14 protein-coding genes and 1 tRNA gene are annotated in these 14,178 nt (G+C 70.2%); 13 read left to right on the forward strand and 2 right to left on the reverse strand.

Features of this window, described 5'->3' with window-relative positions:
* Nucleotides 1-455 precede the first annotated feature (455 nt).
* Together JOE48_RS27005 and JOE48_RS27010 are read left to right on the forward strand one after the other, a co-directional pair.
* The gene (locus tag JOE48_RS27005; protein WP_210034415.1) at nt 456-1,121 is read left to right on the forward strand and encodes a response regulator transcription factor; all 666 of its coding nucleotides are present in this window, start codon (nt 456-458) and stop codon (nt 1,119-1,121) included.
* On the forward strand, nt 1,121-2,446 hold the full coding sequence (locus JOE48_RS27010; protein WP_210034417.1) for a sensor histidine kinase: 1,326 nt from the start codon (nt 1,121-1,123) through the stop codon (nt 2,444-2,446). Before JOE48_RS27005 ends, JOE48_RS27010 begins: the two co-directional genes overlap by 1 nt.
* Nucleotides 2,447-2,855: 409 nt before the next feature.
* On the opposite strand, the gene JOE48_RS27015 is transcribed toward JOE48_RS27010, so the two are convergent.
* Nucleotides 2,856-4,247: a PLP-dependent aminotransferase family protein gene (locus tag JOE48_RS27015; protein WP_210034419.1), complete on the reverse strand. Its 1,392-nt coding sequence runs from the start codon at nt 4,245-4,247 to the stop codon at nt 2,856-2,858.
* 113 nt (nt 4,248-4,360) lie between these two features.
* Between JOE48_RS27015 and JOE48_RS30575 the strand changes: the two genes are divergently transcribed.
* Together JOE48_RS30575 and JOE48_RS27025 are read left to right on the forward strand one after the other, a co-directional pair.
* The gene (locus JOE48_RS30575) at nt 4,361-4,657 is read left to right on the forward strand and encodes a DUF1127 domain-containing protein (protein ID WP_210034421.1); all 297 of its coding nucleotides are present in this window, start codon (nt 4,361-4,363) and stop codon (nt 4,655-4,657) included.
* A gap of 29 nt (nt 4,658-4,686) precedes the next feature.
* Complete coding sequence (locus JOE48_RS27025) at nt 4,687-5,592, forward strand: EamA family transporter (RefSeq protein WP_210034422.1); 906 nt, start codon at nt 4,687-4,689, stop codon at nt 5,590-5,592.
* A 75-nt stretch (nt 5,593-5,667) separates the two neighbouring features.
* Here JOE48_RS27025 and JOE48_RS27030 read toward each other — a convergent pair.
* Nucleotides 5,668-5,744: transfer RNA gene (locus JOE48_RS27030), tRNA-Asp, on the reverse strand.
* Nucleotides 5,745-6,071: 327 nt separating this feature from the next.
* Between JOE48_RS27030 and JOE48_RS27035 the strand changes: the two genes are divergently transcribed.
* From JOE48_RS27035 to nuoG, 9 genes are read left to right on the forward strand one after another with little or no spacing between them, the layout of a single operon-like run.
* The gene (locus JOE48_RS27035; protein ID WP_210034424.1) at nt 6,072-6,437 is read left to right on the forward strand and encodes an NADH-quinone oxidoreductase subunit A; all 366 of its coding nucleotides are present in this window, start codon (nt 6,072-6,074) and stop codon (nt 6,435-6,437) included.
* 42 nt (nt 6,438-6,479) lie between these two features.
* Nucleotides 6,480-7,067, forward strand: coding sequence for a NuoB/complex I 20 kDa subunit family protein (locus JOE48_RS27040; protein WP_010686017.1), 588 nt, complete (start codon nt 6,480-6,482; stop codon nt 7,065-7,067).
* Nucleotides 7,068-7,076: 9 nt separating this feature from the next.
* On the forward strand, nt 7,077-7,724 hold the full coding sequence (locus JOE48_RS27045; RefSeq protein WP_210034426.1) for an NADH-quinone oxidoreductase subunit C: 648 nt from the start codon (nt 7,077-7,079) through the stop codon (nt 7,722-7,724).
* Nucleotides 7,725-7,739: 15 nt separating this feature from the next.
* Complete coding sequence (locus JOE48_RS27050; RefSeq protein ID WP_210034427.1) at nt 7,740-8,930, forward strand: NADH-quinone oxidoreductase subunit D; 1,191 nt, start codon at nt 7,740-7,742, stop codon at nt 8,928-8,930.
* Nucleotides 8,931-8,940: 10 nt separating this feature from the next.
* A complete protein-coding gene (nuoE, locus tag JOE48_RS27055) occupies nt 8,941-10,317 on the forward strand; it encodes an NADH-quinone oxidoreductase subunit NuoE (RefSeq protein WP_210034428.1) in 1,377 nt (458 codons plus the stop codon).
* Between the two features lie 5 nt (nt 10,318-10,322).
* The gene (locus JOE48_RS27060; RefSeq protein ID WP_210034429.1) at nt 10,323-10,556 is read left to right on the forward strand and encodes a hypothetical protein; all 234 of its coding nucleotides are present in this window, start codon (nt 10,323-10,325) and stop codon (nt 10,554-10,556) included.
* 12 nt (nt 10,557-10,568) lie between these two features.
* A complete protein-coding gene (gene nuoF, locus JOE48_RS27065) occupies nt 10,569-11,870 on the forward strand; it encodes an NADH-quinone oxidoreductase subunit NuoF (RefSeq protein WP_210034430.1) in 1,302 nt (433 codons plus the stop codon).
* 4 nt (nt 11,871-11,874) lie between these two features.
* Nucleotides 11,875-12,084, forward strand: a complete 210-nt coding sequence (locus JOE48_RS27070) for a hypothetical protein (RefSeq protein ID WP_210034432.1) — start codon at nt 11,875-11,877, stop codon at nt 12,082-12,084.
* A 10-nt stretch (nt 12,085-12,094) separates the two neighbouring features.
* A complete protein-coding gene (gene nuoG, locus JOE48_RS27075) occupies nt 12,095-14,176 on the forward strand; it encodes an NADH-quinone oxidoreductase subunit NuoG (RefSeq protein WP_210034433.1) in 2,082 nt (693 codons plus the stop codon).
* Nucleotides 14,177-14,178 lie beyond the last annotated feature (2 nt).

Genomic DNA, 14,178 nt, shown 5'->3' on the forward strand with positions numbered 1-14,178 from the left:
CCGTTCGATCCGTGGCGACTGCGTAAGGGGTCGCCTCCAATCCGGCCTGAACCGCCCGGTTCAGGCCCGGTTTAATCGCGCGTCCTAGAGCACGTCCTGCGGAACCCGTGCGGGTTCAGAGGCTTGGCGGCAGGAGCTGATGCACGCACACGACATAGGACCGGGACGCGCCGGATCGGCTGTCCCATTGGCACACTCATCCTGAGGTGCCGGAGCGCAGCGGTCAGCTCAGGATGAGGAGGTCGGCTGGGGTTCGCCCGGTCACCCTTGGCAAGACGCGCCGTCGTGGACCGTGAGGCAGGCCAGCGGATCGGCGCCGACACGGCCGCCTGCGCGTGCAACATGAGAGCACAGCCCTAACTCCTCACGCCAGCGAGGTTTGCGGCCACGGGACCCAAAGGACTTGGATCGGGCCGGGATCCGGAATCAAAGGTCAGACGGGGGAGATAGGACGGGTGAAGATCCTGCTGGTGGAGGACGACGCGGCCCTCGCCGCCGAGGTGGCGAAGGTGCTGCGGGCGGAGAACTTCGTCCTCGACCACGCCGCCACCGGCGAGGATGCCCAGCATCTTGGCGAGACCGAGGGCTACGACGCCGTCGTGCTGGATCTCGGTCTTCCGAAGGGTGACGGCGTCTCCGTGCTGCGGGCCTGGCGGACGGCCGGACGGACCCTGCCGGTGCTCGTGCTCACCGCACGGGACGGCTGGAGCGACAAGGTCGCGGCCTTCAAGGCGGGGGCCGACGACTACCTCGTCAAGCCAGTCCGGGTGGAGGAACTGGTGATCCGCCTGCGCGCCCTCGTGCGCCGGTCGCAGGGCGGCGGGGCGAGCCGCATCGTCTGCGGCCCCCTGAGCTTCGATCCGGGGCTCGGCGCCTTCGAGCACGAGGGCCTGCCGCTCAAGCTCACCGGCCTCGAATGGCGGGTGCTGTCCTGCCTGGCGCTGAACCGTGAGGCCGTGGTGCCGCGCCTGCACCTGATCGAGCGGGTCTACGAGGGCGATGCCGACGTCGATTCGAACTCCGTGGAGGTGATCATCACGCGGCTGCGCCGGAAGATCGCCCCGGCCCGGATCGAGAACGTGCGCGGCCACGGCTACCGCCTGCACGCGGATCCCGCCTGATGGCGGACGCGACGCCGCGCCGGTCGCTGCGCGCCCGCCTGCTCGCCGCCGCCCTGGTCCTGGTGCTGGCGGCCCTGGTGGTGGCGGGGCTCGCCATCGGGGTGATCCTGCACCGGTTCGTGCGCGGGCAGCTCGACGGGCGACTGGACGCGCAGATCACCGCCCTGCGGGCCGGGCTCGAAGCCGGGATCCTGCCCGGGAGCCTCGACGCCCCACCCTACGACCGCCCCGGTCCCGGCTGGGCCTGGGAGGTGCGCCGCGGGCCCGAGACGATCCGCTCCGGCTCCCTGCGGGGCGGCGACATCCGCCTGTTCGATCCGGGGCCGGCGGACGATCCCGACCGGCCGCACCCGGCCTCCGCGACGGGGCCGCGGGGTGAGCCTCTCGTCGCCCGTGTGCTCACCCTGGCGGGGCCGCCGGCCGCGACCATCGTGGTGGCCGCGCCGGAGGGCGAGTTGCGCGGACCCCTGCGCGAGGCGCTGACGAGCCTCGCCCTGGCGCTCGGGATCCTCGCCCTGTGCCTGCTCGCCGGGCTCGCGTTCCAGGTCCGCCTCGGTCTCGCGCCGCTGACGCGCCTGCGGGTCGACCTCGCGGGCGTGCGGGCCGGGCAACGCGAACGCGTGCCGGAGGACCAGCCCGCCGAGATCGCGCCCGTGGTGGCAGAACTCAACGCGCTCCTCGACCAGAACGCGCAGAATCTGGAGCGGGCCCGCGGCCACGTCGCCAACCTCGCCCATGCCCTCAAGACACCGCTCGCCACCCTGTCGATGGCGCTGACCGACCCCGCACGCGACCCGGACGGAGCGCTGCGCCGGCAGGTGGACGACATGGACCGGCGGGTGCGCCATCATCTGCGCCGGGCCCGGGCCGCGGCTCTGGCGGGCTCGACCCGGCGCCGCACGCATCTGGCGCCGCGCCTCTCGGATCTGCGCGACGCGCTGGCGCGGCTCTACGCCGAGAAGGGCGCGGCGATCGATCTCGCCGTGCCGGAGGACCTCTCCGTACCCTGCGAGGGCCAGGATCTCGACGAGATGCTCGGCAACCTCGTGGATAATGCTTGCCGCTGGTGCCGGACTCGCGTCCGGATCGGCGTGGCCGCCCAGGACGGCGGCATTCACGTGCGCGTGGAGGATGACGGTCCCGGCCTCGACGCCGAGGCCGCGGCCTCCGTCATGGCACGCGGCCGGCGCCTCGATGAGGGCGTCCCGGGCCACGGCTTCGGGCTGCCGATCACCCTCGAGCTTGCCGAGCTCTACGGCGGCGGTCTGAGCCTCGCGCGGTCGGATCTTGGCGGATTGCGGGCGGAGCTGGTGCTGCCGGCGTGACCCGGGAGGATCCTGCCGTGCGGCGATCGAGGACGCAGCGGAGAGGCGAGAGATGGGACGCCTCCCCGGATCCCGCGTATCCGCGGACGCTTGAGCCGCCATCCCGTCGTCCCGGTGCGCCGAAGGCGAGCCCGCGACCCGGAGCCGCCGACGGCGCACATTCTGGGTTTCACAGGGGTTCTGGATCACGGGTTCCGCTTCGCGGCCCCGGGATGACGGGGTTGTCCTCAGGGCAACCCAGACAACGGCCGCACCGCGCCGGATCAGGGGACACGGCACCGGTGATGGCGTCGCAAAGGCCTTGTCGGTCCGGATCCAAAACCCTGCCTGGGGGCAAAGCGAGGCCTGGTTCATCGGGGCTCCGCCGCAAGACACCGCACAAGGGCAGGCCCTTCGGAAAGCCCGTTTGTCAGCCGAGCGCCTCCCGCAGGATCGGGCGGATGCGCGGGTCGGCGCAGTGGGCGACGTTGAAGCGCATGTAGCCGTTCCAGGAATCCGACAGGCTGAACGAGGTGCCCGGCGCCAGCACCATGCCGCGGGCCAGCGCCCGGCGGGCGACGTCGGCCCCGTCGCGCCCGTCCGGCAGGCGCATCCATAGGAAGAACCCGCCCCTGGGCTGCGACCAGGGCTCCAAGCCGCAGGCGCGCAACTCCGCGAAGGCCTGCACCATCGCCCCGGCGATGCGGCGGCGGGTCTCGGCGAGGTGGCGCCGATAGGCGCCCTCGCTGATGAGCGTGTGTACCAGCGCCGCCGTCAGGTGGCCGTTGCCGAGGCTCAGCGCCAGCTTGAGATCGACCAGCGGCTCCACCCAGTCGGCCCGGAGCGCGATCCAGCCGCAGCGGGCGGCGGCCGAGAGGGTCTTGGAGAAGCTGCCGATCTGAATCACCCGCTCCAGCCCGTCGAAGCCGGCGAGCCGCGGCGCCGCCTCAGGTTCGAGGTCGCCGAAGATCTCGTCCTCGACGATGAGCGTGTCGTGCGCCTCGCACAGCTTCAGGACTCGGTGCGCCACATTCGGCGCGAGGCTCGCCCCGGTCGGGTTCTGGAGCGCCGCGTTGGTCAGGTAGAAGCGCGGCCGGTGCTGCTCAAGCAGGGTCGCGAGCGCCCGCAGGTCCGGGCCCTCCGGCGTGATCGGCACCCCGACCACCGCGACCCGCTGGGCACGCAGCAGCGCCAGGAAGTTGAAGTAGCAGGGATCGTCCACCAGCACGGTGTCGCCGGGCTGGAGCAGGAAGCGGCAGACGAGATCGAGCGCCTGGGTGGCCGATTCGACGAGCACGATCTGGTCGGGCTCGGCGCCGACGCCCTTCTCGCCGACCTTGCGGGCGATCTGGTTGCGCAGAGGCTCGTAGCCCAGCGGCCGGTCGTAATTGGTCATCTCGGTGAGGTCGGCCCGGGCCACCCGGCGCAGGCCCCGGCGGATCGCCTCGTGGGGCATCCAGTCGTCGGGCAGCCAGCCCGCGCCCGGCTTAAGCTGGTCGGACCCCGCCTGCTGCGCCTGCCGGGTGATCCAGAGCGGATCCACGATCCGGTCGAGCCGCGGCCCCATCGCCTGGAGCGAGAGCGGCCGGGTCTTGCCGGCGACGTAGAAGCCCGAGCCCGGCCGGGCCACCACGGCGCCCTCGGCGGCGAGACGCTCGTAGGCTTCGACGACCGTGGATTTCGACACGCCCATCGTGCCCGCGAAGGCGCGCACCGACGGGATCCGCACGCCGGGAACGAGCCGTCGGGCCGCGATCCGCTCCCGGATCTCGCCGATCACGGCCTCGACGCGGGTCCCGGGGCTTCTGCCTGCGATCGACATCCGTACTGCTCACTCGTCCGGACAATTCTTCCGAATCGTACCGAAGTGTTCCTGTTGCCGCCAGCCCCGGGCGGTCAGGATCGCCCCGCCCCACAGAGACGGAGGAGGGGATCGTGGACCATTGCTTTTCCGAGACCACCGGCCCTGCCCGGACGCCGCGGCTCGCCCGGGTGGCAGCGATATGCGCCGGAGTCGTCGCGGAGATCCGAGCCGGCCTGTCGCGTGCGGCCATGAACCGGCGCGTTCTGCAGCGGCTCTCGACGCTGTCGGAGCGGGAATTGAAGGATATCGGGCTGACGCCGCAGGATGTGGCGGATGCCTGCGGGCCGGGGACGGGCGACGCCATCGACATGCTGGTCGGCCGCCGCGACGAGCGCCGCCACGCCCGCGCGACGGCACGGCGTTGGTGAGGCGGCCGGTCGCGGCCTAGGATGCATCCATGACGCTGCGTGACGGGCTGGCCGCGACCCTGGTGGTCACGATTCTCGGGCTGGCCTTCGTGGCCATCAAGGCCGGCCTGGAGACCGTGCCGCCGCTGATGCTGTGTGCCCTGCGCTTCGGCTTCGCGGCCCTGCCGGCGGCGCTGGTGATCCGGCCGCCCCGGGCCTCCGCCACCCTGGTGGTCGGGTTCGGGCTCGCCCTCGGCGTCGGCCAGTTCGGGCTGCTCATGACGGCGATTCGCCTTGGTATGCCGGCCGGGCTGTCGTCGCTGCTGATCCAGGTCCAGGTGCCCCTGACCGTGGCCCTCGCCTGGGCGGTGCAGAAGGAACGCCCGCGCGGCCTTCAAGTGCTGGGGGGCGGGATCGCGCTCCTCGGCGTCGCCGTGGTGGCGCTCGAACGGGGCGGAAGCGCCCCGGTGGGGCCGCTGCTCCTGGTCGTCGGCGCAGCCCTGGCCTGGGCCTGCGCCAATATCATCGTGAAGCGGATCGGCCGGGTGGACCGGCTGGCGCTGATGGTCTGGGGCAGCCTCGCCACCACGCTGCCACTGCTCGCGCTGTCGCTGGTCATCGAGGGGCCGTCCGCCCTGGCGGCGCTGGCGCATCCGAGTTGGGGGGCGATCGGCTCGGTCGCCTTCCAGGCCTATCCGACGACGCTCCTCGCCTTCGGCCTCTGGAACGGGCTGCTGACGCGATACCCGGCGGCGGCCGTGACGCCCTTCGCGCTCCTGGTGCCGGTGGCCGGCATCCTGAGCACGCATTTCGTGCTGGGCGAGCCGCTCAGCGCCGACACCCTCGCCGGCGGCGTCCTGGTTCTGGCCGGTATCGCGCTGAGCCTTCGGGGCGCCCGGACTGCTCTCGGCGGTCCGGCACGATCGGAGATGGCCACGCCCGAGAAGGTGGCCTGACGCCCGGCGTCGCGGTTCGGCAGATGGCCGTCCGCCCGAAGCCGAACTGTTCGGATTGTGAGATTGGAGAAGACGTGGCGCGGGCGACGGGGCTCGAACCCGCGACCTCCGGCGTGACAGGCCGGCACTCTAACCAACTGAGCTACGCCCGCACGGCGTGATCGCCTCGAAGGGGCGTTTCGCCCGGCGACGGGGCGGGGTTTATGGGGCGCTAGGGGACCTGTCAAGCGTATCCGGGGCGGATTCGGCGGACCCGCGACACCCGGGACCTGCGCGCTTCCGCCGTGTTGCAGGCATGCCGCCCATTCCCATTTCAGGGGAGCACTGACAGCGCGCTTTGTGCGACGCGACAAGCCATTGTCACGGGCCGGCGGCTCGACTAAGCCTCCGGCCGCGCGCATCCTGGCATAAGAACAATTCCACGGGCGAGTCCGGGTCGGCGTCGCACCGCGGTTTCCTACGTCTCGCGAGGCCCTGGCATGACCGGATTGTTGGCGGATTACCTGCCGCTCATCGTCTTCATCGGCGTGGCGCTGTTCATCGCCACGGCTCTGCTGGTCGTGCCGTTTCTCGTGGCCTTCAAAAGCCCCGATCCGGAGAAGCTGTCGGCCTACGAATGCGGCTTCAACGCGTTCGACGACGCCCGCATGAAGTTCGACGTGCGGTTCTACCTCGTGGCGATCCTGTTCATCATCTTCGACCTCGAGGTCGCGTTCCTGTTCCCCTGGGCGATCACCTTCGGGGATCTGGGCTGGTTCGGCTTCTGGTCGATGATGGTCTTCCTGGGCGTGCTGACCGTCGGCTTCGTCTACGAGTGGCGCAAGGGCGCCCTCGAATGGGATTGAAGTCCCGCCGCTCGCCGCCCGCACTGAATTCTTGAGTCGCCGATGGCCCTGATCACCGATACCAACCGCGCCCCCGCGATCGCGCCCCAGCCGAAGGGGATCATCGATCCGAACACCGGCCGCCCGATCGGGGCGGACGATCCGACCTTCCTGTCGATCAGCGACGAGCTGGCCGACCGAGGCTTCCTGCTCACCACAACGGACGAGCTGATCAATTGGGCCCGGACGGGCTCCCTGATGTGGATGACCTTCGGTCTCGCCTGCTGCGCGGTCGAGATGATGCAGATGTCGATGCCGCGCTACGATTGCGAGCGATTCGGCTTCGCGCCCCGCGGCTCGCCCCGCCAGTCCGACGTGATGATCGTCGCCGGGACGCTGACCAACAAGATGGCCCCGGCGCTGCGCAAGGTCTACGACCAGATGCCGGAGCCGCGCTACGTCATCTCGATGGGCTCCTGTGCCAACGGCGGCGGGTACTACCACTATTCCTACTCGGTGGTGCGCGGCTGCGACCGGGTGGTGCCGGTGGACATCTACGTCCCCGGCTGCCCGCCCACCGCCGAGGCGCTGCTCTACGGTGTGCTGCTGCTGCAGAAGAAGATCCGCCGGACCGGCACGATCGAGCGCTGAGGAGCGGCCATGACGAACGGCATCTCGATCCTCCCCCACACCCAGCCGGTCTACGGCGAGGACGCCGTCGCGGCGATGGCCGAGCGGGTCGTCGGCGCCCTGGGACCGGCGGTGGTGTCGCACACCATCACGTTCGGCGAGCTGACGCTGGTCGTCCAGGCGTCCGACATCGTCTACGCGCTCACCTACCTGCGCGACGATCCGGCCTGCGCCTTCCGCAACTTCATCGACATCTGCGGTGTGGACTACCCGCAGCGCGAGAAGCGCTTCGACGTCGTCTACCACCTGCTGTCGCTGCGCCATAACCTGCGCATCCGGCTGAAGGTGCAGACCGACGAGGTGACGCCCGTCCCGTCGGTGATCGAGGTGTTTCCCGCCGCCAACTGGTACGAGCGCGAAACCTACGACCTCTACGGGATCCTGTTCTCGGGCCATCCCGACCTGCGCCGCCTGCTCACCGATTACGGCTTCGAGGGGCATCCCCTGCGCAAGGATTTCCCGCTCACCGGCTTCGTCGAGGTCCGCTACGACCAGGACGAGGCGCGGGTCGTGTACGAGCCGGTGAAGCTGACGCAGGAATTCCGGAACTTCGATTTCCTCTCGCCCTGGGAAGGCACGGATTACGTGCTGCCGGGCGACGAGAAGAAGTCGGCCTGAGAACGGAGCCGGCCGATGACCGAACACAACATCCGAAACTTCGCGATCAACTTCGGCCCGCAGCACCCGGCGGCGCACGGCGTGCTGCGCCTCGTGCTGGAACTCGACGGCGAGGTGGTCGAGCGCGTCGACCCGCATATCGGGCTGCTCCACCGCGGCACCGAGAAGCTGATCGAGTACAAGACCTACTTGCAGGCGACGCCCTATTTCGACCGGCTCGACTACGTGTCGCCGATGAACCAGGAGCACGCCTTCTGCCTGGCGATCGAGAAGCTCGCCGGGATCGAGGTGCCGCGCCGGGCCAAGCTGATCCGCACGCTCTACTGTGAGATCGGCCGGCTGCTGTCGCACCTGCTCAACGTCACCACGCAGGCGATGGATGTCGGCGCCCTCACGCCCCCGCTCTGGGGCTTCGAGGAGCGCGAGAAGCTGATGATCTTCTACGAGCGGGCCTCCGGCGCCCGGCTCCACGCCAATTACTTCCGGCCCGGCGGCGTTCACCAGGACCTGCCGCCGAAGCTGATCGACGACATCGATGCGTTCTGCGACCCGTTCCTGCAGGTCGTCCAGGATCTCGATGACCTCGTCATGGCCAACCGGATCTTCAAGCAGCGCAACGTCGACATCGGCATCGTGTCGGTGGACGAGGCGATGCAGTGGGGCTTCTCGGGCGTGATGGTCCGCGGCTCCGGCATTCCGTGGGACCTGCGCAAGGCGCAGCCCTACGAGTGCTACGAGGAGATGGAGTTCGACATCCCCGTGGGGAAGAACGGCGACACCTACGATCGCCAGGTGATCCGCATGGAGGAGATGCGCCAGTCGGTGCGCATCATGAAGCAGTGCGTCGCCAAGCTGCGCGAGCCCGCCGGCCAGGGGCCGATCGCTTCCGTCGACGGCAAGTTCGCGCCGCCGCCGCGCCGGGAGATGAAGCGCTCGATGGAGGCGCTCATCCACCACTTCAAGCTCTACACCGAGGGCTTTCACGTGCCCGAGGGCGAGGTGTACGCGGCGGTCGAGGCGCCGAAGGGCGAGTTCGGCGTGTACCTGGTGTCCGACGGGACCAACAAGCCGTATCGCTGCAAGATCCGCGCGCCGGGCTTCGCGCATCTGCAGGCGATGGACTGGATGTGCCGCGGGCACCTCTTAGCCGACGTGTCCTGCGTGCTCGGCACGCTCGACATCGTGTTCGGCGAAGTGGATCGGTAAGACAAAAGCGATGGCAAACCGCAGACTCGCCCCCGCCTCGGAGCAGCCCCAGAGCTTCGCGTTCTCGCCCGAGAACGCCGAATGGGCGAAGACCCAGATCGCCAAGTACCCGGAAGGCCGGCAGGCCTCCGCGGTGATCCCGCTCCTGTGGAAGGCGCAGGAGCAGAACGGCGGCTGGCTGCCGCGGGCGGCCATCGAGGCGGTGGCGGCCGAGCTCGGCATGCCGAACATCCGCGTGCTCGAAGTGGCGACCTTCTACACGATGTTCGCTCTGGAGCCGGTCGGGCGCTTCTGGATCCAGGTCTGCGGCACGGTACCGTGCGATTCCTGCGGCGCGCGGGGGCTCAAGGAGATGCTCCAGACGCGGCTCGGCGCTCCCGGTCACGTCTCCCCGGACGGTAATTTCTCCTGGCTCGAGGTCGAATGCCTGGGCGCCTGCTGCAACGCCCCGATGGTGCAGATCAACCAGGATTACTACGAGGACCTGACGCCCGAGTCCCTCGGCCAGCTGATGGACGACCTCGCCGCCGGCCGGCCCGTGAAGATCGGCTCGCAGACCGGTCGGGTCTCGTCCGAGCCGCTCGGCGGTGCCGACACGCTGACCGACCCGACCCTGTTCGACGGCTCGCGCGTCGGCGCGTGGCGCAAGCGCTTCGAGGAGGCCGGCAGGGCCGAGGATCCGGCCGCCAAGACACCGGCCGCCAAGACGGGCGAAGCGGCCGCCAGCACGCAGCAGGCCGCCGAGAACCCGAAGCCGGCCCGGCCCGATGCCGGCCGCCCGGTGGGGCGCATGGTCACCGACGCGCCGGCCCAGCGCGCCGCCGCCGGTGAGACGCCGGTCAAGTCCGAGGATCGCGCCGACGCGGCCGAGCGCGGCCGCTCCACCGCCAAGCACGGCGCCGCCCGCCCGGGCGACGCGGACGTGCTCGACTCGCCGGCCAAGCGCGTCGCCGAGGGCGAGCCCGCCGCCGGCGAGCAGGGCCACCAGGACGTGCCGGCGCGGGACGCCGTCCCGCAGCAGCCCGAGGCCTCCGGGGCCAGCGAGGGCGAGGTCGCCGCCGAGGCCGAGGAGGCCCGCGTCGCCGGCGCGCTTGCGGCTCTGCCGAAGGACGCGAGCCCCGAGCAGAAGGCCGACGCGGTCGGCAAGCGCCCCGCCGGGCTGGACGCGGCGCGCGCCGGCCAACCGGACGACCTGACCCGCATCCGGGGCATCGGCCCGGGCAACAGCCAGCGCCTGAACGGGCTCGGCATCTTTCATTTCGACCAGATCGCCGCCTGGTCCCGCGACGAGATCACCTGGGTCGGCACCTACCTCGCGTTCCCGGGTCGCATCGACCGGGAGGATTGGGTGGGGCAAGCCAAGACCCTGTCGGGCACCGGAGCGTGACCGCCATGGCCGCGGTGTCGAACGCCCTGATCTACGACGTGCTTAAAGCGATGCCGGCACGTCTCGGCAATATCGAAGAGGGTGTGGGCGAAGTGCGCGGCAAGGTGCGGGCGCTTCGGACGACCGTCCATGGCGTGCAGGGCGATCTGCACAATCTCGACGAGGCGTATAGCGCACGCGATGATCGCGCCGGGCGCATCGAACGCCGCCTCGACATCGTCGACACTCCGGTCAGCTGAGGGACGCAGCACATGCTGTCGGATCAGGATCGCATCTTCACCAACCTCTACGGGTTGCACTCGCCCGGCCTTGACGCCGCCAAGAAGCGCGGCGCCTGGGACGGGACCAAGTTCCTGCTGGAGCAGGGCCGCGACTGGATCATCGAGGAGATGAAGGCCTCGGGCCTGCGCGGACGCGGCGGTGCGGGCTTCCCGACCGGCCTCAAGTGGTCGTTCATGCCCAAGAAGTCCGACGGGCGTCCGCACTACCTCGTGGTCAACGCCGACGAGTCGGAGCCTGGCACCTGCAAGGACCGGGAGATCATGCGGCACGATCCGCATCTCCTGATCGAGGGCTGCATGCTGGCCTGCTTCGCGATGAACGCGCATGCCTGCTACGTCTACATCCGCGGCGAGTACGTCGCCGAGAAGCATGCGCTCCAGAAGGCGGTGGACGAGGCCTACGCGGCCCGCCTCGTCGGCCAGTCGAACGTCCACGACTACCCCTTCGACATCTACGTCCACCACGGCGCCGGCGCCTATATCTGCGGCGAGGAGACAGCGCTGATCGAGAGCCTCGAGGGCAAGAAGGGGATGCCGCGGCTGAAGCCGCCGTTCCCGGCCAATATGGGCCTCTACGGCTGCCCGACGACGGTGAACAACGTCGAGTCGATCGCGGTCGCCGGCACGATCCTGCGCCGGGGCGGCGCGTGGTTCGCCGGCCTCGGCGGCAAGAACAACACCGGCACCAAGCTCTTCTGCGTCTCCGGCCACGTCAACAAGCCGTGCAACGTCGAGGAGGAGATGGGCATCACCTTCCGCGAACTCATCGACCGCCATTGCGGCGGCATGCGCGGTGGCTGGGACAACCTCCTGTGCTCGATCCCGGGCGGCTCCTCGGTGCCGCTGGTGCCGGCCGAGCAGATCGTCGACGCAAAGATGGACTTCGACACCCTGCGCAACCTCGGCTCGGGCCTGGGCACCGCGGCGGTGATCGTGCTCGACAAGTCCACCGACATCGTCGCGGCGATCACCCGCATCTCGTACTTCTACAAGCACGAGTCGTGCGGCCAGTGCACGCCCTGCCGCGAGGGCACGGGCTGGATGTGGCGGGTGATGCAGCGCATGACCGAGGGCCGTGCGCAGAAGCGCGAGATCGACATGCTGTTCGAGGTCACCAAGCAGATCGAGGGTCACACGATCTGCGCGCTGGGCGACGCTGCGGCCTGGCCGATCCAGGGCCTGATCAAGCATTTCCGCCCCGAGATCGAGAAGCGCATCGACCGCTACACCGCCAACCCGCACAGCGAGCCTGTGCCGATGGCCGCCGAGTAGTCCGATGACGAGCCAGCCTGACGACCTGATGCTCGTGTACCTGCGGCGGATCGACGGGAAGGTCGATCGCCTCGGCGACGATGTCCGTGAATTGAACGGCCGCGTGACCGCGGTCGGAGAGAATCTGGCTGGCGTCCACCGGCGGATCGACAGGGTCGAGCTTCGCATCGAGCGAATCGAGCGTCGCCTCGATCCCGCCGGCGCCCCGCACTGAGATTGCACCGATGACAAAAATCCTCGTCGACGGCACCGAGGTCGACGTCCCCGCCGATTACACGCTGCTTCAGGCCTGCGAGGCTGCGGGGGCCGAGATCCCGCGTTTCTGCTTCCACGAGCGCCTGTCGATCGCCGGCAATTGCCGCATGTGCCTCGTCGAGCTGAAGGGCGCGCCGAAGCCGGTGGCCTCCTGCGCCTACGCGGTGAAGGATTGCCGCCCCGGCCCGAACGGCGAGCCGCCGGAGGTGCTGACGCGCTCGCAGGGCACCAAGAAGGCCCGCGAGGGGGTGATGGAGTTCCTCCTCATCAACCACCCCCTCGACTGCCCGATCTGCGACCAGGGCGGCCATTGCGACCTGCAGGACCAGGCCATGGCCTACGGGGTCGATTCGACCCGCTACCAGGAGAACAAGCGCGCGGTCGAAGAGAAGCATATCGGCCCGCTGGTGCGGACCGCGATGAACCGCTGCATCCACTGCACCCGCTGCGTCCGCTTCCTCGCCGAGGTGGCGGGCGTGCCCGACCTCGGCGCCATCGGGCGCGGCGAGGACATGGAGATCACCAGCTACCTCGAGCAGTCGATGGCCTCGGAGCTCCAGGGCAACGTCGCCGACCTCTGCCCGGTAGGCGCCCTGGTGCATCGGCCACAGAGCTACAACGTCCGGCCGTGGGAGCTGAACAAGACCGAGTCGGTCGACGTGATGGACGCGGTCGGCTCGTCGATCCGGATCGACACCCGCGGCCGCGAGGTGATGCAGATCGAGCCGCGGATCAGCGAGGAGATCAACGAGGAGTGGATCTCCGACAAGACCCGCTACCACATCGACGGGCTGCGGATGCAGCGCCTCGACCGGCCCTACCTGCGCGAGAACGGCCGGCTGCGGCCTGCCTCCTGGGGTGAGGCGTTCCAGGCCATCGCCGCGAAAGTGAAGGGCGTGGATCCGAAGCGGATCGGCGCGGTCGTCGGCGACCTCGCGGGCGTCGAGGAGATCTTCGCGCTGCGCGAGCTGATCAAGAGCCTCGGCTCGCCGAACCTCGACTGCCGCCAGACCGATGCCGGCCTCGACCCGGCGCTGGGCCGCGCCTCCTACATCTTCAACCCGACCATCCCGGGCATCGAGGCCGCGGACGCGATCCTGATCGTCGGCGCCAACCCGCGCACCGAGGCCTCGCTGCTGAACGTCCGCATCCGGAAGCGCTGGCGCATGGCGCCGCTGGCGGTGGGCGTCATCGGCGAGCCGGTCGACCTGACCTATCCGAGCCACTACATCGGCGCCGGTCCTGACTCGCTCGCGGCGTTGGCGAGGGGCGAGCACAGCTTCCTCGACGTGCTCAAGGAGGCGAAGGCGCCGCTCGTCATCGTCGGCGCCAACGCCGAGCCAAGCGTCCTGGCCGCGGCGGCATCGCTGGCCAAGTCGATCGGCGCGGTCTCGGGCGAGGGGAACGGCTTCGGCGTGCTGCACACGGCCGCCGCCCGCGTCGGCGCGCTCGATCTCGGCTTCGTGCCGGGGGAGGGCGGCCTGACCTTCGCGCAGATGCTGGAGCCGGGGGCACTCGACGTCCTGTTCAACCTCGGCGCCGACGAGCGCGACGTCGCCCCGGGCGCCTTCGTGGTCTACCAGGGCAGCCACGGCGACCGCGGCGCCTCCCGCGCCGACGTGATCCTGCCGGGAGCCGCCTACAGCGAGAAGTCGGCGACCTGGGTGAACACGGAAGGCCGGGTCCAGATGGGCAACCGCGCCGCCTTCCCGCCGGGCGACGCCCGCGAGGACTGGGCGATCCTGCGGGCCCTGTCGGACGTGCTGGGCAAGCGCCTGCCGTTCGACTCGCTGACCGCGCTCCGTCGGGCGCTCTACGCCGCCCACCCGCATCTCGCGGCGGTCGGCGCCGTAGAGCCCGGTACCGTGACCGAGGCGGTCGATCGTCTTGCCGGGCGCGGCGGCTCCGCGACCGGGCCTGCCTTCGCGTCGCCGGTCACCGACTTCTATCTTACCAACCCGATCGCCCGCGCCTCGCGCATCCTCGCGGAGTGCTCGCGCCTCGCCCGGGAGCGCGCCGCTGAGGCGCGACCCCTCGCGGCGGCCGAGTAGGA

Origin of the sequence: Methylobacterium sp. PvR107 (assembly GCF_017833295.1) — a bacterium.
Classification (GTDB): Bacteria; Pseudomonadota; Alphaproteobacteria; order Rhizobiales; family Beijerinckiaceae; genus Methylobacterium.